The following is a 19,827-nucleotide window of genomic DNA, read 5'->3' as shown; positions in this document are numbered from 1 at the left end:
AGGAAAATTTATCTATTTCCCTCTTTATTCCTACGACAAGCTAAACCCAACTAGTAACATGTCCAAATACATTGCCGCTATTGACCAGGGAACCACCAGTACCCGCTGCATTCTTTTTGACCGCCAGGGAAACATCATCTCGGTGGGACAGAAGGAGCACGAACAGATTTACCCCAAGCCGGGCTGGGTGGAACATAACCCCGATGAGATCTGGAAAAATACCCTGGAAGTGATAGCGCTGGCGCGTATTAAAGCCTCGGCTACCTCGTCGGATATAGCGGCCATCGGTATTACCAATCAGCGCGAAACTACTGTGGTATGGAACCGCCGCACCGGCAAGCCCTACTACAACGCTCTGGTGTGGCAGGATACCCGTACGGGTGACCTGGTGGCGAAGTACGAAAAGGAGGGCGGACTGAATCAGTTCAGGGAGAAGACGGGATTGCCCGTTTCCACCTATTTCAGCGGATTGAAATTGAAATGGATACTGGATAATGTAGAAGGGGTGCGGGACGACGCTGAAAAGGGTGAGGCGCTGTTCGGGAACATGGATACGTTCGTGATCTGGCACCTGACGGGTGGAGCGCGGGGAGGTATCCACGTGACGGACGTGACCAACGCCAGCCGTACCCAGCTCATGAACCTGCGTACCCTGCAGTGGGACGATGATATGCTGGCTACCTATGGTGTACCCAGGGCTATGTTGCCTACCATCCGGAGCAGCAGCGAGGTATACGGAGAGGTATCGTCGGAGGTACTACCCCACGTACCCATAGCCGGTATCCTGGGCGACCAGCACGCAGCGCTGGTAGGGCAGACCTGCTTCGAGCCCGGTATGGCCAAGAATACCTACGGCACGGGCTGCTTTATGGTGATGAACACCGGTGATGAACTGAAGCTATCCGAAAATGGTCTCCTGACTACCATCGCCTACAAGTTTGGTGACCAGCCGGTGCAGTACGCGCTGGAAGGAAGTATAGCCATTGCCGGGGCACTGGTGCAGTGGGTACGGGACAATCTGGGGTTGATCCAGAAAAGTAGTGATATCGAAGCGCTGGCCCAGACCGTGGAGGACAACGGAGGTGCTTACTGCGTACCGGCCTTCTCGGGACTGTACGCTCCCTACTGGCGCAACGACGCCCGCGGGGTCATAGCCGGACTGACCCGCTATGTCAACAAAGGACATATAGCCCGGGCGGTACTGGAGGCTACCGCCTACCAGAGTATGGACGTGGTAAAGGCCATGGAGCAGGATGCGGGTATCCGGTTATCGTCGCTGCGGGTAGATGGCGGTATGGTGTCTAACCAGCTGCTGATGCAGTTTCAGGCGGATATGCTGGGAGCGCCGGTGGTGGCCCCTGCCGTAGCCGAAACCACCGCCTTGGGGGCTGCCTATGCCGCCGGACTGGCCGTAGGCTACTGGAACAGTATCGAAGACCTGCGCCACAACTGGTCAGTAGCGCATACCTGGGAGCCCTCTATGGAGGACGATAAGCGGTCTGAACTGCAGCAGGGATGGAGCAAAGCAGTTACAAAATCCTTCGGCTGGATGGATTAAAACAGGATAAGTTGGGCTATCTGCAACCTAACCCGTAACTTCGCGGCACATTTAGCTCCATAAATACTTAGCTATGCATACATTAGTCCTGAAAAGGCCATTGGCTTTTTTTGATCTTGAGACTACGGGAATTAACGTTATACGCGATAGAATTGTAGAGATATCCGTGGTGAAGGCATTGCCAAACGGTGAGCTGGACATACGTACGCACAGGGTAAATCCGGAGATGCCTATTCCGGTGGAGTCAAGTATGATCCACGGGATCTACGACGAAGACATAAAAGATTGTCCTACTTTCAAAGGCATCGCCAAGAGTATAGCGGCTTTTCTGGAGGGTTGTGATCTGGCGGGTTTCAACAGCAACCGCTTTGACGTGCCCCTGCTCATGGAGGAGTTCCTGAGGGTAGGGGTGGATTTTGATGTAAAGGGACGCCGCCTGGTGGATGCTCAGCGCATATTCCACCTGATGGAGCCCCGCAGCCTGTCTGCCGCCTATAAGTTCTACTGCGGAAAAGAGCTGATTGATGCCCACACCGCCGAAGCCGATGCCCTGGCTACCTACGAAGTACTTAACGCTCAGATATCTCGCTACGCCGGCGTGAAGATCAAAGATGAAAAAGGGAATGAAATTGAGCCGGTTCAGAACGACATAGAAATATTACATAATCTGACCGCTACCCGCTCCGTCGATTTTGCCGGACGAATGATATATAACGATAAGGGTGAGGAAGTATTTAACTTTGGGAAGCATAACGGCAAGCGGGTTTTTGATGTACTCAAAGAGGAGCCTTTCTATTACGATTGGATGCTCAAAGGAGAATTTCCGCTGGATACAAAGCGTAAACTGACCGAAATAAAGCTAAGAGCCCTTACTCAAAGATAGAATTATCCGAAGATAAGTATTGAGTAAGTAGGATTTATGAGTAGTTTTGTCCAAATTTTTATTGTGAATCTGAAGCTAAGAAAAATACAATAATGGAACCCTCTATGTTGCAGACCCCGGCTATACCGGAGATTATACAGCTTATTCCTCTAAAAAATTACTTGATACTCAGTACAGCTCTGTTCGTCATTGGTATTATTGGAGTACTTACCCGACGCAATGCTATCGTTATCTTCATGTCGATAGAGTTGATGCTGAATGCCGCCAATTTGCTCCTGATTGCTTTCTCTTCCTATAAATCCGATCCGGCCGGACAGGTTTTCGTATTCTTCATCATGGCCGTTGCTGCCGCGGAGGTAGCGGTAGGTCTGGCTATTATCGTAATGATCTATCGAAATACCCGGACGACGGATATTGGTTTCCTTAACAAACTAAAATGGTGATTAAGCTACTGTACGTGTCGGCGAATGCCACATTCACCGAATAACCATTAGCGGCTAACCACTCAATATTCCTTTTAACTTTATGTCTGCTTCTTTACTCATTCTGATACCCCTCCTTCCCTTAATAGGTTTTCTTATTAATGGTATCGGATTTCGTCGCGTCCCAAAGGGGGCCGTGGGAGTGATCGGTTCGCTGGCTGCCCTGGGTAGTTTTGCGGTATCAGTGGCCGTACTAAGTGCATTCAAAGCGGCCGGTAGTCAGCCACAGGTCGTATCGCTCTTTGACTGGATTACCGTCGGGAACCTCAACATTCCATTTTCCTTCCAGATCGACCAGCTGTCGTTACTGATGCTGATGATCGTGACGGGGGTAGGTTCTCTGATCCACATTTACTCTATCGGCTACATGAAGCACGATGAAGGGTTCGGCAAATTCTTTGCCTTTCTGAACCTCTTCCTCTTCTTCATGCTGCTGCTCGTGATGGGCTCCAACTACGTGATCATGTTCATCGGCTGGGAAGGGGTAGGTCTTTGTTCGTACCTGCTGATCGGCTTCTGGAACACCAATACCAACTACAACAACGCTGCCCGCAAAGCCTTCATCATGAACCGCATCGGTGACCTAGGCTTCCTGCTGGGTATCTTTACCATTATCGCCACCTTCGGCTCGGTAGAGTATACCGACGTATTTCGTCAGGCTGCTGGCCTGTCGGTAGGTGATCCGGTCGTGGTTACTATTACGCTTCTGCTCTTTGTGGGAGCTATGGGTAAATCAGCGCAGATTCCTCTGTTTACCTGGCTGCCCGACGCGATGGCGGGACCTACGCCGGTATCGGCCCTGATTCACGCCGCTACCATGGTGACGGCGGGTATTTATATGGTGATCCGTTCCAACGTGCTGTATTCCCTGGCGCCGTTTACGCTGGAAGTAGTTGCTATTGTGGGTATAGCCACGGTACTACTGGCCGCTTCCATTGGTCTACTGCAGAACGACATCAAGAAAGTACTGGCTTACTCGACGGTGAGTCAGCTGGGCTATATGTTTGTGGCGCTGGGCGTGATGGCTTACTCAGCCTCCATGTTCCATGTTATTACGCACGCCTTCTTCAAGGCGCTGCTCTTCCTCGGAGCTGGTAGCGTGATTCATGCCATGTCCGATGAGCAGGATATTCGCTCGATGGGTGGCCTGCGCAAGAAGCTCCCTATTACCTTCCTTACCTTCCTGATTGGTACCATTGCCATTGCGGGTATACCTCCGTTTGCGGGTTTCTTCTCTAAGGATGAGATCCTGGCGCATGCCTACGAGCACAACAAGCTGCTGTGGGCACTTGGCGTACTGGGTTCTCTGATGACGTCATTCTATATGTTCCGTCTGTTGTTCCTAACCTTCTTCGGCCAGTTCCGGGGTACTCATGAGCAGGAGCATCATCTGCACGAGTCACCGGCTTCCATGACCATACCACTGGTTATTCTGGCTATTTTCTCGGCCGTAGGTGGATTCATGGGAGTACCCGAAGTACTGGGAGGTACTCACCAGCTGGCAGAGTTTATGAGTCCGCTTTATGACGGAGCCCGTCAGGTCAATCCCGAAGCTTTTGCGGCTACTACGCTGAGCCATTCCGAAGAATTTATGCTGATGGGTATTTCGGTAGCCGCTGCTCTGATCGCCGCTATTGCTGCCTATGTAATGTATGTCAGCCGTAGCTCGGTGCCGGCTCCCGACACAGCGGAGCGTTCGTCACTGGAGCGTCTGGTATATAACAAGTACTACATAGACGAACTCTACAGTGGAGTATTTGTAAAACCAATCAGTGCCCTGTCAAACCTCTTGTACAGCTTTGGTGAATTCTTTATTGACCTGATTGTACTGGGTACCGGACGACTGGTAAAAGCCTTGTCGGGGCAACTGCGTAAAATGCAGACGGGCTCGGTCGGCTACTACATATTTGCGATGGTTGTAGGTATCGTTGCGATTTTATTCTGGAACCTGCTGATTCGCTAAAACACTTTTCGATAAAGAACAAGATTTAAACTTATGTTTACTCTCCTTCTTATACTTATACCTGTCCTTACAGGAATACTTACACTAAGCTTCGGCGGGCGTAATGCCAGGCTGCTGGCCCTGCTTGGGGCAGTGGCCGAGCTGGCTGTCGCGCTGGTCGTGTGGATGCAGTTTGATCCGGTGGGTGGTCAGCAGTTTGGTTTCAAGTACGACTGGATCAAGTCGGCGGGGGTTACCCTGGGAGCCAGCATTGACGGCATCAGTATGCTGCTGGTACTGCTGACTACCTTCCTGACGCCACTGATCGTACTCTCTACCTTTGGTCATGAGTATCGTAATGCACCCACTTTCTACTCGCTGATCCTTTTTATGGAAGCGGCGCTGGTAGGCGTATTTACCGCTACTGATGCCTTCCTGTTCTACCTGTTCTTCGAAGCGGCGCTGATACCGGTGTACTTCCTGTCGGCCCTGTGGGGAGGAGAGAACCGCCTGAAGGTAACTTTCAAGTTCTTTATCTATACCATCTTCGGAAGCTTGTTCATGCTGGTGGCATTTGTGTACCTGTACTTCCAGACGCCCGGTACGCACACTTCCGAGATTGCTGCTTTCTACAACCTGCAGCTAGATCCCGCCGTACAAGGCTGGGTATTCTGGGGGTTATTCATAGCCTTCGCGATCAAGATGCCGATATTCCCGTTCCATACGTGGCAGCCCGATACCTACACCGAGTCGCCTACACCGGCTACTATGTTGCTGGCGGGTATCATGCTAAAAATGGGGGTGTATGGATTGATTCGTCTGCTGCTCCCTATCGCCCCTATGGCTCTGGAAGACTGGGGCGCGGTAGCCATCGTACTGTCAGTAATAGGTATTGTATACGGCTCGATCATCGCCATCAAGCAGCGTGATATGAAGCGTCTGGTTGCGTATTCATCCTTCGCGCACGTAGGCCTGATGTCCGCTGGTGTGTTCTCTACGACATTAAATGGTCTGCAGGGAGCCCTGATTCAGATGCTGGCGCACGGGATCAACGTGGTAGGGATGTTCTTTATCGTAGAGATTATCTTCTCCCGCACCAGGACCCGTAACCTCGATCAGCTGGGAGGTATTACCAAGAACACACCTCAGCTAACGGTGTATTTTATGATCCTGCTGCTGGGTAGCGTGGCCCTGCCTCTGACCAATGCCTTTGTGGGTGAATTCCTGCTGCTGGCGGGGGTGTACCAGTACAACGGCTGGCTGGGTGCCGTTGCCGGACTTACCATCATTCTGGGAGCAGTATATATGCTGCGTCTTTTCCAGAGGTCGATGTTTGGTCCCCGTACGGAGGTAGCCGAGCACTTCGCTGATCTGAGCCTGAGCGAGCGGGCGGTGCTGATACCCCTGGTTGCTATGGTATTCTGGATTGGGATCTATCCCTCTACGTTCCTGAGCCTGACGGAGCCTACTGTAAGTCAATTACTACGTTTCATAAATGGTTGATAAGGGCTAATGATGTAGCCGGCCTGACGACTAACGACTATCCATAATTATGTATCCTATTGTACTGTTGTCCGTTCTTGGTATCGTCCTCCTGTTTCTGGGATTTCTGAAATCAAAGAATATCTTACTACCCGCTACGCTGCTGTTCCTGGCCCTGGCGCTGGGAAGTAACTTTATCGACTGGAACCAGGGGCCTCTTCTGTACTTCTACGGAATGTTCTCGGTAACTAACCTTACCCTGGCATTCAATGCCATTGTACTGGTATCGGCCTTTATGATCGCGGCCATGACCCGGGGCTTTCAGGATGACGAAGAGGCTCAGCCCGCTGAGTACTTTGCCATCATGACCTTCTCACTCGTAGGAGCCTTTATGATGATCGGGTACGAGCACCTGATCATGCTTTTTGTGGGAGTAGAGATACTTTCCGTAGCCATGTACATTCTTACCGGAAGCGAAAAGCGCAATACGCTTTCCAACGAGGCCTCCCTTAAGTACTTCCTGATGGGATCCTTCGCAACGGGTATCATGATATTTGGAATAGCCCTACTGTACGGTGCTACCGGTACATTCACCCTGACGGGTATCCGCGGGTTTGTGAGTGCGGGTCCGGCGGCTCAATCGTATATTATGTACGGCGGATTGCTGCTGTTACTGATTGGGATGCTCTTCAAAGTTTCGGCGGCTCCTTTCCACTTCTGGACTCCCGACGTATACGATGGAGCTCCTTCCATTTTTACCACGTTTATGTCCACCATCGTGAAAACAGCCGGTTTCGCCGCTATTTTCCGTCTGATGGCCCACTCGTTCTCGGGTATCTATGACTTCTGGTGGGTTACCCTCGCCGCTATTACCGTGCTGACGCTGTTTGTGGGTAACATAGTAGCTGTCTATCAGAATAGCTTTAAGCGGATGATGGCCTACTCAAGTATATCACATGCCGGCTACCTGCTGATCGCTCTGACGGCCCTTACCGAGCAGACTGAACGGTCCATCTTGTTTTACTCTATGGCTTACTCGGTGGCTACCATCAGTGCCTTTGGCGTACTGATGCTGATCGCCAAGGAAAAGTCGCTGGACGGCCGTCCTAACGAGAGCTATGATGCCTTCAACGGACTGGCTAAGCAGAACCCGCTCCTGGCCTTTGTGCTAACGGTATCGATGCTGTCGCTGGCGGGTATTCCGCTTACTGCGGGCTTCTGGGGCAAGTTCTTTGTGTTTAGCAGCGCCGCTGATCGCGGGCTGATGTGGATGCTGGTAGTGGCCGTGCTGATGTCAGCGGTTGGTATCTACTACTACTTCCGGGTGGTGATCGCTTCTTACATGAAAGAAGGCAACACAGCCAAGATTCGCGTGGCTCCTTTTTACCAGATCGTACTGGTGGCAGCTACGGTCATTACTATACTGTTTGGCCTGGCTCCGGGCTTCTTCGAACAGCTTCTCTAGTAGTTCACTCATTTCATCATACACAAAGAGGCGGCTGGATATCCAGCCGCCTCTCCTTTTTGGTAGTGATCTATGTACCAGACTGTGTAGTCTTACACGTTCATCAGTGACTCACGACGACGCATCTTACCTGCCGGTATACCGAACATCATCTTGAAGCGACGGCAGAAGTACGCGGTGTCTTTGTATCCTACATCAGCACCGATGGCACGGATGCTCTTCTTGGAAGTACGGAGCAGGTCAACGGCTTTCTCCATACGCTGGTACTCGATGTAGTCCTGCGGGTTGATACCAGTCAGCATCTTGAAGTACTGCCCTACGTAGTCTTCAGATACGTTGGCCACATTAGCCAGTACTTTGTTCGACAGGTCACCACCCAGGTTGTCCTTGATATAGGCAAAAATATCGATCAGACGGGGGTCTTTGAAGTAGGTACTGTTGGTAACGAGCTGCTCAACGAATAGCTTGTTCTTTAATATATAGCGGATAATCTCGATCACTACCTCCTCGGTCTTGATCTTGATCACGCGTCCCTTACCGGGTGTGTCGGTCATTTCTTCGGCCAGTACCTGATTGATGGTAGCGGCCATGTTATCATCGCGCTTGATCAGGAAAGGAGGGATATCCAGCGAAGTAAAGAAGTTAACGGTATCGAAAACCTTCGCCTCAAAAGATATCAGTCCGAATGAGTTAGGGATCTGACCGATCATAGCTGGCTCGTGACTGGCTTCGAAGTAGTTGTCACGATTGGTCATAAACTCCTCGTTAGATACAGTCTTGGCCAGAGCCGAGTTACCGTACGTAACTGTAGCGTGCTTACCACCGGGGATAAACAGCATATCACCCATTTCTACTTTCTGAGGTTCTTCTGTCCCGAACGACACTTCCCCATCGTACAAAATCGTGAGTGAGTTCTGTACATCATAAAAGTTTTTGATTGTTATGGGCTGCAAAATACGGATGTGTCGAGCCCTCACAAACTTCACCCCAAGTGATTCGATAATCTTGTTGTAATCTTCCATGACATGTATTTTAGAGGCATGTGTTAGCCTTGTAAATCTAATTTTGTACAAATCTAATAAATTGTACAAAACTAATACAAGGATCGATATAGCGAAAATAAAAAAAAAGTACACGATTCTACCTACAAATAGTGCACTTTTTTTAGAAAATTTCGATAAACGGTTATCTAACCCTATTTGAGGAGCTCTCTGGCTATCACTAATTTTTGGATTTCTGATGTACCCTCGTATATCTGTGTGATTTTGGCATCCCGCATGAGCCTTTCGACGTGATATTCCTTTACGTAGCCGTAGCCACCGTGGATCTGTACGGCCTCGGTCGTAGCCCACATGGCTACATCAGAAGCATAGAGCTTGGCCATAGCCGCCGCCTTCACAAAATCCTTGCCTTCATCCTTGAGGCGGGCCGCTTTGTACACCAGCAGGCGAGCTGCTTCGATGCGGGTGGCCATTTCGGCCAGTTTGAACTGCACAGCCTGGTGCTCAAAGATAGGTTTATCAAAAGTACGTCGTTGTAGTGCATAGGCCAGCGCCAGCTCGTAGGCACCGGCCGCAACGCCCAGTGCCTGGGCTGCTATACCTATACGCCCTCCGTTAAGGGTACTCATGGCGAACTTAAAGCCCATTCCGTCTTCACCGATTCGATTTTCCTTAGGTACCTGTACATCCGCAAACATCAGGGAGTGCGTATCCGAAGCCCGGATACCCATTTTGTCCTCTTTCTTACCAACGGAGAATCCTTCCAGGCCTCTGTCTACAATCAGGCAGTTGATTCCTTTATGGCGTTTGTCGGGGTAGGTCTGCGCCATGACGAGGTAGATCAAGGCAGTGTTGCCGTTGGTGATCCAGTTTTTGGTACCATTGAGCAGGTAGTAGTCCCCTTTGTCTTCGGCGGTAGTATGCTGCGAGGTAGCATCAGAGCCGGCTTCCGGCTCCGAAAGACAGAAAGCCCCTATTACCTCGCCCGATGCCAGGCGCGTCAGGTACCGTTGCTTTTGTTCTTCGTTACCGTACTTTTCGAGCCCCCAGCACACCAGCGAGTTATTCACCGACATGATGACCGACGCCGAGGCGTCTATTTTAGAAATCTCTTCGATCGCGATGGCATACGAGACCGTATCCATACCTCCTCCTCCGTATTCGGGAGCAACCATCATGCCCATGAAGCCCAGGTCACCCATGCGGCGGAGCAGGGCGGGGTCAAACTTCTGGTCATTATCACGTTCAATGACGCCAGGTAGTAGTTCATTCTGTGCGAAGTCCCGGGCAGCCTCCTGTACAGCTTTATGTTCTTCACTCAGATTGAAGTCCATACCGGTCCATTCTGCAGCTAGTGCCATAATCGTATAGTTTGATTACTGATGAAGTAGTTCGATTACTAATAGTGTTATAACCAAATTTATTCTATTTTGATATAGTATGCAAGCATACTGTGACCGGTGGACAATACTATTCAGGAGAGGTAATATGCGCTGAAGACGAAGGCTGATGTGCCCGTACATAACTAAAACAGCCACAGGATAAATACATTAGGGACTATTTGGCATATTGAAAGTCTGGTTTAGCTTTGCAGCACTTTTATTCCAGCCTTTGTAAATGAAGCAGGTACAAACTATTTTTTCCTTGTCAGAGCAGTATTACCGGCTATGTCAATGGATTGATGAAAAACTAGATAGCCCCAACTGGCTTTTGTACCTGACCCTTTTTTGTGCGGTTCTCTCCTGGTTCCTGGCAGTACCTCCCTATACCATTCTTAAAGGCGCGGATGCCTGGGCTTTCATCGAGATCCAGGCCCAGGATATCCTGCATCCCTACGGCTATGAGGTGTACATCCGTCGCGAGAATATGGTTATGCGGTGGGTACTTCCGCTGCTGTCGTACCTGACGGGGCACAACGTCATTCTTATTGTGGTGATTCAGGGGTTGCTGGGGTGCGTTTTTCTGTACCTGATCGCCCGGGAGGTTTACCGGCAGACGGCAGATAAAGTAGTAACGGCTTTTTTTGCCCTTGCCTTATCCAATATGTTCGTGTTCTCGTGGTTCCTGGTGGATATGGCCGGCTACGGCGACGGATTTGCCTACTTTTTCCTGCTGCTGGCTCTGTTTATCAGGAATCCGTTCCTGCTCTTCGTGTGCCTGCAGCTGGCCTTTTTTACGGACGAACGCGCTATTGTAGCCGGAGGTTATGTTATTTTATGGTGGATGGCTCGTACCTTAGTGGCCCAAAGAGATGCATCTACGCTGGGGGCGGTAGCAAAAAGTGCGTTTGTACCGGCTACCTGGGTTGTAGTCATCTCCTGGATCCTGTATTTTATCTTCCGGAGGTACATCATGAGCACCTACTTTTTCTTTCATGAGTATACCACCGAAGGTACTCCGGTTCTGTTCGCGGATGCCCACCGGGCAGGGCTGGGCAATAGTCTCTGGACTTCGTTTGAGGGAGCCTGGCTATTACTGGGAGCAGCAGGTTATGTACTGTACATGGCCCGGCACTACTGGTTGCTGGTGGCATTGCTGGTAGGATTCCTGGTACTGATCACGACCGGAATATTTGTTCACGATATTGACCGGGCGTACGGGTATGGCTTTCCGTTCCTGCTGATTAGTAGCCTGGTACTGGCCAGAATGGTACCTTTGCCCGAATACCGAAAATTACTTTTCGTGATGGCCCTCATCTGTATTATTCATCCTATGTGCTATACGCTGGGGTATAATAAAGTACTATGGGCTGAACCACTTCCTCTGAAAGCAGTTATGTTTCTTGACAGATGGACCGGCTGGGGGTGGTTTGATTAAAGTAAAGTACCCATTTGTTGTTTCGTTTGATTATAGTTTGATGATATGTCCATTCTTGAAGTTTTTTCTATAAAGATACTCCTCAATATAGCTCTTACCGCCGGCATCGTCTGGGTTGTTCGTCAGCAATCACTTTTCGCAAAATGGCAGAATGAGCAGGATGGACTGGTATTCGGAATAGGATTTCTGCTCATTCGGCTACTCCCCTGGATCGGCGTCTTTCTGATAATCAATGAAGATCCCCGCGGCGATGTACCTTTCTTTTTCTACAAGGCCGAAGGGGCCAAAGCGGGCGGATTTGTCTACCGTGATTTCTGGTCGTACCATGCTCCCTTATACGCGTATATCATCAGTCTGCCGCTCTGGCTGTGGCACAATGCCCGCTCTATAGTACTCCTGATGGTACTGATGGAGACCGCTATCCTGTGGCTTACCTACCGAACCTACAAGAGCCGGTCGTCCAATGCGCTACAGCTCGCCTTTCTGTACTGGCTGCTACCGGCTACGTTTATGTATGTACTGATCGACGGGCAGGAAGAAGTGTGGTTCTGGGGCATAGCCCTGCTGATGCTACGGCACGCGTACAAGCGCCGGGACGATTACGAAGTTGGTATAGGACTGCTTTTCGCGCTGGCTCTGCTCACCATTAAGGTAACTTTTATATTCTTCCTGCCGCCCCTGCTCCTGATCGTGCGTAAGCCCATCAAGATGCTGCTGGTTATGGCAGCAGTGGGGCTACCGGCTCTGGCCTTCCTGTACTCCCAGATCGGCGACCTGTTCCTGATGCCTATTCAGCATACAGAGCAGCTCATGACGCCCAACCTGTTCTCTATCTTGAGGCCTTACATCGAGCTGTTTTTTAAGGTGAATGAGAAAGAATCCACCCTGTTCAACTGGATTGGGCTGGTGTTTACGGTACTTATTCCGAGCTATATGGCCTACCGCAGCCGCGAGCGTCACATAACCGAGACGCTGCCGAGTCTGTTTGTGGCTTCTTTTGTATGTATGATGATCTTTCAGGCCAGTGCGCCGGGTGCTTATATTATTGCGTATCTGATCGCGGTGGTGTTTGAGCTGGTCGATGTACGTAAGACGTGGCACATCGGGATACTACTGGCGGTAAGCTGGCTGACGGTCGTGCAGCCTTTCGTATACGTATATTACGATCAGCCTCACTATACCAGCTTTGGTATGTTTGCCAATCCCATATATATTCTGGAGTATGTACTACAGATACTGAGTGTGGCCTGTTACTTCTGGTTCCTCAGACAAGCCTACCGCAAAGTAGTCGAGCTCCCAATCCCGGTTTTATCATGAGTATTATACTAGCCAAAGTAGGCTTGAGTCTGGCTGCCCTGCTACTGGTAGGCGTAGTACTATACATGCGGGCGGCCATTACGGCCCGGCTCAAAAATACGGGCGCCCTTACCCTCCTGATAGGTGGCTGGATCGTGTTTCGCCTGCTTCCCTTCCTGGCGGTGTACCTTGTTGCCGGTTTTGAGCCTACTTCGGATGTAATCGGCTTCTGGAACATGGCGAGTGCCGCCGCTGCCGGTAAAGTGGTATATCTTGATTTCTGGTCGCCCTACTCACCCTTGTACTCTTACTTTCTGGGCGCCGGCGCCAAGCTCTGGTACAGTCCCCGGATGGTAGTGCTGATCATGACACTCATGGATGGCGTGGCACTGGGACTGTCGTGGCTATTCTACCGGAATAGTCAGCCGAGGGAGGTACTGCTGTACAAGGCACTGCTGTACCTGATTCTGCCCGGTTCGTTGATCTTATGCGTGGTAGGGGCGCAGGAAGATGTTTGGATGTGGCTGTTTGTGGTACTGGCCTGGCTGGTGCGGCAGCGCACCCGGAGCGTGGTAGCCTACAGCCTGGTACTAGCCCTGGGACTGATGATGACGAAGGCTATTTTCGTGCTTATCTTCGTCCCCCTGTTCCTGCTCGAGACGGAGAAGATCAAGATGCTGCTTACCCTCAGCGTAGCAGGTCTTATTTCGCTGGCGGTACTTTACAGTCTGGTGGGGTGGGAGTTTACACAGCCGCTGGGGGAAGCCGATGTACTGCGCGCCCCCAATGTCCTGTCGGTACTTAATCCCTGGGCCATGAACTCCATTGGTACGGGGGAGAAGTTCTGGAACTGGATTGGCTTGCTGCTGTCGGTGGGGCTGGGTACCCTGGCGGGCTGGCGGCTGCGCACGGCTCCCTTTTACCTGATGCTCTCGCACGTATGGGTGATCATATACGCTACCATGATGATCGTGCAGCAGAGCGCTTACAGTAACTACATATTTCTGTTTCTGCTCCCGCTGGTATTCTACATCATTAACTGGAAAGATAAGACACAGGTAGGGTTGTTGCTGCTGTATAATCTGCTGTGCGTGGTGCACCCGTCGTACTGGTGGCGGATGGATATGCCCAAGTACCTGTCTCCGGCGGATGTCTTCGCCTCTTCGGCGCTGGTAGTAGACTACCTGATGCAGGCGGGTATAGTGGCGCTGACGATCTATTTCATCTGGCTGGCTTTTCCTAAAAGAGAGGCTGCCAGGGTGTGAGCATTACCTTCCGTCAGTACATGAAAGTACAGAAGCACACACTGACCAGGTACTGACCAAAAGGTTTCGCTACGATGACAGAGCCGATCAAAAGTTATGATTTCAAGGAGGGCATGCCCTTTGAATTTGAGATTGTATCTATCTCAGCACTATTCAAACAGAGCCGACAGGAACTCACCGCCCCACATCGTACCGCGTTTTATCACATTGTCTGGTTTCAGACGGGTACTCCTACTCACATAGTTGATTTCAATCCTGTACCTATACAGCCCAACACGCTACTGTTCCTGAATAAGGATACCGTTCAACTGTTTGATTCCAGGGGCGGATTTGAGGCGAAGGCCATCCTATTCACCGATAATTTCTTTTGCAGGTCGGAGGCGGACATCAGGTACTTACGCAGTACCATTCTGTTCAATGATCTTTTGGGGATATCCTACCTGCAACTCGATGAGGCCTCGCCGGTACTTTCCAGCCTCTTTTCCCTTATGGAAAGAGAGCTGCAGGCCAGCGATGAAGTGTACCAGCCAGACATACTGAAAAACTACCTGCACAATTTCCTGCTACTGGCCGAGCGGGAACGAAGGCGACAGAATTTCATAGAGATCAGGAAAGGCGCCGATCTGGAGTATACGGTTCTATTCAAAGAGCTGGTAGAAGCCCGCTACAAACAAGTAAAACAGGTCAGCAGCTATGCCGCCAGCCTGAGCGTGTCCGAAAAGCGGTTGAACCAGGCGACCTCTAAGGTACTGGGTAAGTCTCCTAAAGCCATCATTAACGACAGGGTAATGCTGGAGGCAAAGAGGCTCCTGTCCCATACCAGTGAAAGCATCAAAGAAATAGGGTATGAGCTGGGCTTTCAGGAGCCTACCAACTTTATCAAGTACTTCCGCAAACACAATGGCAACACGCCGGTTGAGTTCAGGGAGCAGTTCACCACGTAGTCTGTCATCCCAAAAGTATCATACTTAGTCCCATTATTACCTTTTCCGGCCCCTGGCCAGGTACGAACTTTGTACCCGTAATCCAGAGCAGGTACTCATTGAGAGATCCAGCGAAGACTGTTGTGATGGATGTCGCAATGGAAAAAGTAAATTAAAACGTAACGTACAATGAAAATAGGAATCACTGGAGCTACGGGGCACTTAGGCCGCCTCGTCATTGACAAATTGAAAGGGAAAGTATCCGCCGACAGCCTTGTTGCGCTGGTTCGTTCGCCACAGAAGGCGGCTGACCTAGGCGTAGAGGCGCGCGAAGCCGATTACAACAAGCCCGAAACGCTGGATAGTGCTTTGAGTGGGATAGATACCCTGTTGTTCATCTCAGGTAGCGAAGCAGGAAAACGGGCGAAGCAGCACCAGGATGTCATTGAGGCAGCGAAGAAAGCCGGTGTCAGATGGATCGTGTATACAAGCCTTCTCCATGCTGATATCTCCAAAATTAGTCTCGCGGGCGAACATCGCGCTACGGAGGCTGCGCTGAAAGAGGCAGGTATTCCCTACACACTCCTCCGCAATGGCTGGTATACCGAAAACTACGCTGGCTCTATTCCGGGTGCTTTGGCCGCAGGTGCCTTTATTGGCAGTGCCGGTGAGGGCAGAATATCTTCAGCGGCACGCGCCGACTATGCAGAAGCGGCAGTAGCTGTGTTAACGGGTGAAGGGCACGAGGGCAAAGTGTACGAACTGGCCGGTGATGAAGCGTTCACACTTAGTGATCTGGCTGCCGAAGTTTCTCTGCAAACGGGCAAAGCCATTCCGTACAAAAACATGTCACAGGATGAATATGCCGCTACTCTTGCCAGCTTTGGCTTGCCGGAGGGATTGGCGCAGGCTATTGCCGGATGGGATGCCGCTGCTGCGGAGGATGCTTTGTATGATGAAAGTCGTCAGCTTTCCGCACTCATTGGCCGCCCCACTACTCCGCTGTCGGAAACGGTCGCTGAGACACTCAAAGGTGCTTAAAAGTACTTTATGTAAGATAGACTGAATGGGTTAAACAAAAGCCGCTAGCCTTCATCAGCTAGCGGCTTTTTATATTTTATCCGAAAGTAAAAGTAGCTTTACCCGATTCTATCAAATCCACAGTAAGGTACCAGTGCCTGTGGAATACGGATACTACCGTCGGCCTGCTGATTGTTTTCGAGCAGAGCGGCTACGATGCGGGGCAGGGCCAGCGCGGAGCCATTCAGTGTATGCAGGAGCTGCGTCTTGCCTTCTACTTTGTAGCGCAGCTTCAGACGGTTAGCCTGGTAGCTTTCAAAGTTAGATACGGAGCTACACTCCAGCCAGCGCTCCTGCGCCGCCGACCACACCTCAAAGTCAAAGGTAAGTGCGGAGGTAAAGCCCATATCGCCCCCGCAGAGCCGCAGAATCCGGTAGGGGAGTTCCAGCTTTTCGAGCAGACCTTTTACGTGGTCTACCATCTCGTCCAGGGCTGCGTAGGATTCCTCCGGCCTCCGGATCTGTACGATCTCCACCTTGTCGAACTGGTGCAGGCGGTTGAGGCCGCGTACGTGGGCGCCCCAGCTACCGGCTTCGCGGCGGAAACAGGGAGTATGGCCGGCGTTCCTAGCGGGAAGCTCACTCTCCTGCAGAATGACGTCGCGGTAGATATTGGTAATAGGTACCTCGGCCGTCGGGATCAGGTACAGATCGTCGGCGGTGGCGTGGTACATTTGTCCTTCCTTGTCGGGAAGCTGGCCGGTTCCGAAGCCGGAGTCAGCGTTGACCAGGATCGGGGGCTGTATCTCGGTATAACCCGCTTTGGCCGCTTCATCCAGGAAGAACGAGATCATTGCCCGCTGCAGACGAGCCCCTTTGCCTTTGTAAACGGGAAAGCCCGCTCCGGAAATTTTATTGCCCAGTTCAAAATCTATAATATCCAGCTTCTTGATCAGCTCCCAGTGGGGGAGATGCCCTTCGGGAAGTACCGGCTTTTTACCCTGCTCCAGTACCGTTACGTTATCGTCGGCGGTGCGGCCTTCGGGTACGCTTTCATGCGGAAGGTTAGGTAGCTTTACCAGTTCGTCCTGTAGCTCGGTTTCAATCTTTTTCAGTTGCTCATCCAGTGCCTTGGAGCGCTCCTTCAAAGAGGCTGTTTCGGCTTTGGCGGCCTCAGCTTCCTCTTTCTTGCCTTGTTTCATTAATCCACCGATCTCCTTGGCTTTGGCATTGGACTGAGCCAGTATAGAATCAAGCTCCTGCTGGGTCTCCCGGCGCAGACGGTCCAGGTTCAGGATAAGATCTACCGCACTTTCGGCGTTGGCAAAGCGCTTCTTGGTAAGTCCGGCAATGGTTAACTCCCTGTTATCACGTATAAAGGTTGTCTGTAGCATATCAAATAAGAATAAACTAAAAGCCTCGTACGGTGAGTACGAGGCTACAAAAATAGGTATATTTATTACGGTGCCGTAAAAATTCCCTTCATCGCATCTTCATAGTAGAAGAGGCGCTCGTTGAGGGCATTCAGAGCATCGGCTTTGTACTTGGTATGAATCAGGAGCGAAAGGTTGTGCTCAGAAGCTCCGTAGGAGATCATCCGGATCGGTATGTGCTTCAGGGCATCCAGTACTTTCAGAGCAATACCTTCCTTGTCGGCGCTGAAGTTACCCACGATGCAAATGATGGACTGCTCCAGATCGTGCTCTTCCAGGTCGGCAAACTCGCGCAATTCGGCGGTAATATCAGCCAGACGCTCCGGATTATCAATGGTAACGGATACTGATACTTCCGAAGTAGTAATCATATCCACCGGGGTCTTGTACTTCTCAAATACCTCGAACACCCGACGCAGGAAGCCGTAGGCATTCAGCATACGGGTCGAGTGAATGTAGATAGCCGTGATGTTATCCTTGGCCGCAATAGCCTTGATGTCACGGTCAGTAGTCTGGTTGGCAATGAGAGTACCCGGAGCCGCGGGTTCCAGCGTATTTTTTAAGCGTACCGGTACATTACGCATCTTGGCGGGCGTAATGGTACTTGGGTGCAGGATCTTGGCGCCAAAGTAGGCCAGCTCAGCCGCTTCTTCAAAGGTCAGCTCACGAATCGGGAACGTACGCTTCACGATGCGGGGATCGTTGTTGTGCATGCCGTCGATGTCGGTCCAGATCTGGATCTCCTCGGCCCGGATCGCTCCACCAATCAGCGAAGCCGTATAGTCAGAGCCACCGCGCTTCAGGTTATCTATCTGTCCGCGCGGATTGCGGCAGATAAAGCCCTGCGTAATGATCAGTTGCTTGTCGGGGTGCTGCTCCAGCATGGTAGTCAGTTTCCTCTCAATCACATCCAGCTCGGGCTCGCCATCGGCATCAATGCGCATGTACTCAAGGGCCGGGAACAGCACCGAGTTTTCACCCTGCTCAGCCAGGTACGCCTGGAACATCTGCGTACTCAGTAGCTCCCCTTCGGCCACCAGTTCTTTCTCCTGCTTAATGGTAAAAGGACGAATGCCGATCAGCGAACGGATAAACGAAAATTCATTCTCCACGACCTTACGTCCCGTCGCCAGGCCTTCTTCGGTCTGGTACAGCTCCTGGATAAAGCTATCGTAGTGGGCTTTCAGTTCATCTACCTTCTGGGTAGCTTCGGCATCATTGTTCGCTTTGGCTGACTCTCCCATGGAGATCAGGGCATTGGTAGTACCCGACAGAGCCGACAGTACCACGATCTTTCGCGTATCGGTAGACGTAATTAGGTTTCTGATCGAATGCATGCGCTCAGGCTTTCCAACCGAGGTGCCGCCAAATTTCCAGACTTGCATCTTACTTAGTGATTGATTGTAAAAAACGGATGATTAAACAGGTACTACGGGTACTATAACTTAGGAATCTTTACTAGTTTCTTCCTTTTCCAGAGCCCCCACAGGCCAATGAAAACCCACACTACGTTGACACCGGTTGAAGGGTAGGCCCCTGCATAGGCAGTGTTTATGATCAAGCCTATACTTCCTGCGACATTGGCCCACAAGTAGGAGGGGGCATCGGCGCGCAGGCGGCCACTAATATTCAGAGCGTAGGCACCGACCACCAATACGGATCCTATCCACCCTACTATATCAATCCATAACTTCTCGTTCATCGAGCAGCCTGCGCTTTAAGCCCCAGCATCTTGATAGCTGTGATCGCGGCTTCATCTCCTTTATTACCGTGTTTTCCACCCGCGCGGTCCAGCGCCTGTTCCATGGTATTGGGAGTCAATACTCCAAATATCGCGGGCTTGTTGTACTTCAGCGACAGGTTAGTAAGCCCCTGGGCTACGGCATGGTTGATGTAATCGTTATGCTTGGTTTCGCCCTGGATCACCGCTCCCAGCGCTATGACGGCGTCTACATCGTCACGCTCCGCAAACCACTGCGATCCCAGCGTCAGTTCAAAACTACCCGGTACATTTCCACGCAGGATACGCTCGGGAGTAGCACCATGGTTGAGCAGCGTCTGGTAAGCTCCTTCGAAGAGCTTCTCCGTCACTTCCGTATTCCACTCGGCTACGACAATGGCAAACGTACGCTGGCTGATGTCAGGGAGGCTTTCGGTACTGAATTCGCTGAGGTTCTTATGAGCAGTAGACATAGTAAGAGTCGATGTTGATTAGATACTTGTGTAAGACTATAAACCGTGAATAACAAAAAAGGATAAA

General features: G+C 51.1%; 17 protein-coding genes. 11 read left to right on the top strand and 6 right to left on the bottom strand.

All coding sequences use genetic code 11. The features are described 5' to 3' along the window. The first annotated feature begins 58 nt into the window (after nucleotides 1-58). The 6 genes from glpK to JTN23_RS21255 all read left to right on the top strand — a co-directional run bounded on the left by glpK (nucleotide 59) and on the right by JTN23_RS21255 (nucleotide 7,812). Complete coding sequence (gene glpK, locus JTN23_RS21280; protein WP_247237079.1) at nucleotides 59-1,558, top strand: glycerol kinase GlpK; 1,500 nt, start codon at nucleotides 59-61, stop codon at nucleotides 1,556-1,558. A gap of 73 nt (nucleotides 1,559-1,631) precedes the next feature. Continuing rightward, nucleotides 1,632-2,441, top strand: a complete 810-nt coding sequence (locus tag JTN23_RS21275; protein WP_247237078.1) for a 3'-5' exonuclease — start codon at nucleotides 1,632-1,634, stop codon at nucleotides 2,439-2,441. A gap of 104 nt (nucleotides 2,442-2,545) precedes the next feature. Next, on the top strand, nucleotides 2,546-2,884 hold the full coding sequence (gene nuoK / locus JTN23_RS21270) for an NADH-quinone oxidoreductase subunit NuoK (RefSeq protein WP_247237077.1): 339 nt from the start codon (nucleotides 2,546-2,548) through the stop codon (nucleotides 2,882-2,884). A gap of 82 nt (nucleotides 2,885-2,966) precedes the next feature. Beyond that, nucleotides 2,967-4,886, top strand: coding sequence for an NADH-quinone oxidoreductase subunit L (nuoL, locus tag JTN23_RS21265; RefSeq protein WP_247237076.1), 1,920 nt, complete (start codon nucleotides 2,967-2,969; stop codon nucleotides 4,884-4,886). Between the two features lie 33 nt (nucleotides 4,887-4,919). Continuing rightward, complete coding sequence (locus JTN23_RS21260; RefSeq protein ID WP_247237075.1) at nucleotides 4,920-6,368, top strand: complex I subunit 4 family protein; 1,449 nt, start codon at nucleotides 4,920-4,922, stop codon at nucleotides 6,366-6,368. Between the two features lie 49 nt (nucleotides 6,369-6,417). Beyond that, on the top strand, nucleotides 6,418-7,812 hold the full coding sequence (locus tag JTN23_RS21255; protein WP_247237074.1) for an NADH-quinone oxidoreductase subunit N: 1,395 nt from the start codon (nucleotides 6,418-6,420) through the stop codon (nucleotides 7,810-7,812). Between the two features lie 92 nt (nucleotides 7,813-7,904). Here the strand turns inward: JTN23_RS21255 and JTN23_RS21250 are convergent, their stop codons facing one another. Further along, on the bottom strand, nucleotides 7,905-8,834 hold the full coding sequence (locus tag JTN23_RS21250) for an AraC family transcriptional regulator (protein WP_247237073.1): 930 nt from the start codon (nucleotides 8,832-8,834) through the stop codon (nucleotides 7,905-7,907). 173 nt (nucleotides 8,835-9,007) lie between these two features. Beyond that, nucleotides 9,008-10,147, bottom strand: coding sequence for an acyl-CoA dehydrogenase (locus tag JTN23_RS21245; protein WP_247237107.1), 1,140 nt, complete (start codon nucleotides 10,145-10,147; stop codon nucleotides 9,008-9,010). A gap of 310 nt (nucleotides 10,148-10,457) precedes the next feature. On the opposite strand from JTN23_RS21245, the gene JTN23_RS21240 reads away from it, so the two are divergent. The 5 genes from JTN23_RS21240 to JTN23_RS21220 all read left to right on the top strand — a co-directional run bounded on the left by JTN23_RS21240 (nucleotide 10,458) and on the right by JTN23_RS21220 (nucleotide 16,155). Continuing rightward, the gene (locus JTN23_RS21240; RefSeq protein ID WP_247237072.1) at nucleotides 10,458-11,630 is read left to right on the top strand and encodes a hypothetical protein; all 1,173 of its coding nucleotides are present in this window, start codon (nucleotides 10,458-10,460) and stop codon (nucleotides 11,628-11,630) included. A 45-nt stretch (nucleotides 11,631-11,675) separates the two neighbouring features. Beyond that, complete coding sequence (locus JTN23_RS21235) at nucleotides 11,676-12,947, top strand: hypothetical protein (protein ID WP_247237071.1); 1,272 nt, start codon at nucleotides 11,676-11,678, stop codon at nucleotides 12,945-12,947. Then, nucleotides 12,944-14,191 carry a hypothetical protein gene (locus JTN23_RS21230; RefSeq protein WP_247237070.1) on the top strand — a complete coding sequence of 416 codons (1,248 nt, stop codon included), beginning with the start codon at nucleotides 12,944-12,946 and terminating at the stop codon, nucleotides 14,189-14,191. The genes JTN23_RS21235 and JTN23_RS21230 overlap by 4 nt, the downstream gene beginning before the upstream one ends. Before the next feature lie 74 nt (nucleotides 14,192-14,265). Continuing rightward, on the top strand, nucleotides 14,266-15,135 hold the full coding sequence (locus JTN23_RS21225; RefSeq protein WP_247237069.1) for a helix-turn-helix domain-containing protein: 870 nt from the start codon (nucleotides 14,266-14,268) through the stop codon (nucleotides 15,133-15,135). Nucleotides 15,136-15,303: 168 nt separating this feature from the next. Continuing rightward, complete coding sequence (locus JTN23_RS21220) at nucleotides 15,304-16,155, top strand: SDR family oxidoreductase (RefSeq protein WP_247237068.1); 852 nt, start codon at nucleotides 15,304-15,306, stop codon at nucleotides 16,153-16,155. Nucleotides 16,156-16,253: 98 nt separating this feature from the next. Here the strand turns inward: JTN23_RS21220 and serS are convergent, their stop codons facing one another. From serS to ribH, 4 genes are all read right to left on the bottom strand, one after another. After that, nucleotides 16,254-17,528 (bottom strand): serine--tRNA ligase, encoded by a 1,275-nt coding sequence (gene serS / locus JTN23_RS21215; protein ID WP_247237067.1) that lies wholly within the window; start codon nucleotides 17,526-17,528, stop codon nucleotides 16,254-16,256. 65 nt (nucleotides 17,529-17,593) lie between these two features. Beyond that, nucleotides 17,594-18,952 carry an aspartate kinase gene (locus JTN23_RS21210; RefSeq protein WP_247237066.1) on the bottom strand — a complete coding sequence of 453 codons (1,359 nt, stop codon included), beginning with the start codon at nucleotides 18,950-18,952 and terminating at the stop codon, nucleotides 17,594-17,596. Between the two features lie 53 nt (nucleotides 18,953-19,005). Beyond that, on the bottom strand, nucleotides 19,006-19,269 hold the full coding sequence (locus JTN23_RS21205; RefSeq protein ID WP_247237065.1) for a CBU_0592 family membrane protein: 264 nt from the start codon (nucleotides 19,267-19,269) through the stop codon (nucleotides 19,006-19,008). Next, nucleotides 19,266-19,760 carry a 6,7-dimethyl-8-ribityllumazine synthase gene (gene ribH, locus JTN23_RS21200; RefSeq protein WP_247237064.1) on the bottom strand — a complete coding sequence of 165 codons (495 nt, stop codon included), beginning with the start codon at nucleotides 19,758-19,760 and terminating at the stop codon, nucleotides 19,266-19,268. Before ribH ends, JTN23_RS21205 begins: the two co-directional genes overlap by 4 nt. Between the last annotated feature and the right edge of the window lie 67 nt (nucleotides 19,761-19,827).

This window comes from Telluribacter roseus (genome assembly GCF_017355915.2).
Classification (GTDB): domain Bacteria; phylum Bacteroidota; class Bacteroidia; order Cytophagales; family Spirosomataceae; genus Telluribacter.
The sequence above is the reverse complement of the archived record's forward strand: the minus strand, read 5'-3'. Positions and strand labels throughout refer to the sequence as shown.

Coding starts and splice junctions, on each gene's coding strand:
- glpK (WP_247237079.1), top strand. CDS start 59: ATGTCCAAATACATTGCCGCTATTGACCAGGGAACCACCAGTACCCGC.
- JTN23_RS21275 (WP_247237078.1), top strand. CDS start 1,632: ATGCATACATTAGTCCTGAAAAGGCCATTGGCTTTTTTTGATCTTGAG.
- nuoK (WP_247237077.1), top strand. CDS start 2,546: ATGTTGCAGACCCCGGCTATACCGGAGATTATACAGCTTATTCCTCTA.
- nuoL (WP_247237076.1), top strand. CDS start 2,967: ATGTCTGCTTCTTTACTCATTCTGATACCCCTCCTTCCCTTAATAGGT.
- JTN23_RS21260 (WP_247237075.1), top strand. CDS start 4,920: ATGTTTACTCTCCTTCTTATACTTATACCTGTCCTTACAGGAATACTT.
- JTN23_RS21255 (WP_247237074.1), top strand. CDS start 6,418: ATGTATCCTATTGTACTGTTGTCCGTTCTTGGTATCGTCCTCCTGTTT.
- JTN23_RS21250 (WP_247237073.1), bottom strand. CDS start 8,834: ATGGAAGATTACAACAAGATTATCGAATCACTTGGGGTGAAGTTTGTG.
- JTN23_RS21245 (WP_247237107.1), bottom strand. CDS start 10,147: ATGGACTTCAATCTGAGTGAAGAACATAAAGCTGTACAGGAGGCTGCC.
- JTN23_RS21235 (WP_247237071.1), top strand. CDS start 11,676: ATGTCCATTCTTGAAGTTTTTTCTATAAAGATACTCCTCAATATAGCT.
- JTN23_RS21230 (WP_247237070.1), top strand. CDS start 12,944: ATGAGTATTATACTAGCCAAAGTAGGCTTGAGTCTGGCTGCCCTGCTA.
- JTN23_RS21225 (WP_247237069.1), top strand. CDS start 14,266: ATGACAGAGCCGATCAAAAGTTATGATTTCAAGGAGGGCATGCCCTTT.
- JTN23_RS21220 (WP_247237068.1), top strand. CDS start 15,304: ATGAAAATAGGAATCACTGGAGCTACGGGGCACTTAGGCCGCCTCGTC.
- serS (WP_247237067.1), bottom strand. CDS start 17,528: ATGCTACAGACAACCTTTATACGTGATAACAGGGAGTTAACCATTGCC.
- JTN23_RS21210 (WP_247237066.1), bottom strand. CDS start 18,952: ATGCAAGTCTGGAAATTTGGCGGCACCTCGGTTGGAAAGCCTGAGCGC.
- JTN23_RS21205 (WP_247237065.1), bottom strand. CDS start 19,269: ATGAACGAGAAGTTATGGATTGATATAGTAGGGTGGATAGGATCCGTA.
- ribH (WP_247237064.1), bottom strand. CDS start 19,760: ATGTCTACTGCTCATAAGAACCTCAGCGAATTCAGTACCGAAAGCCTC.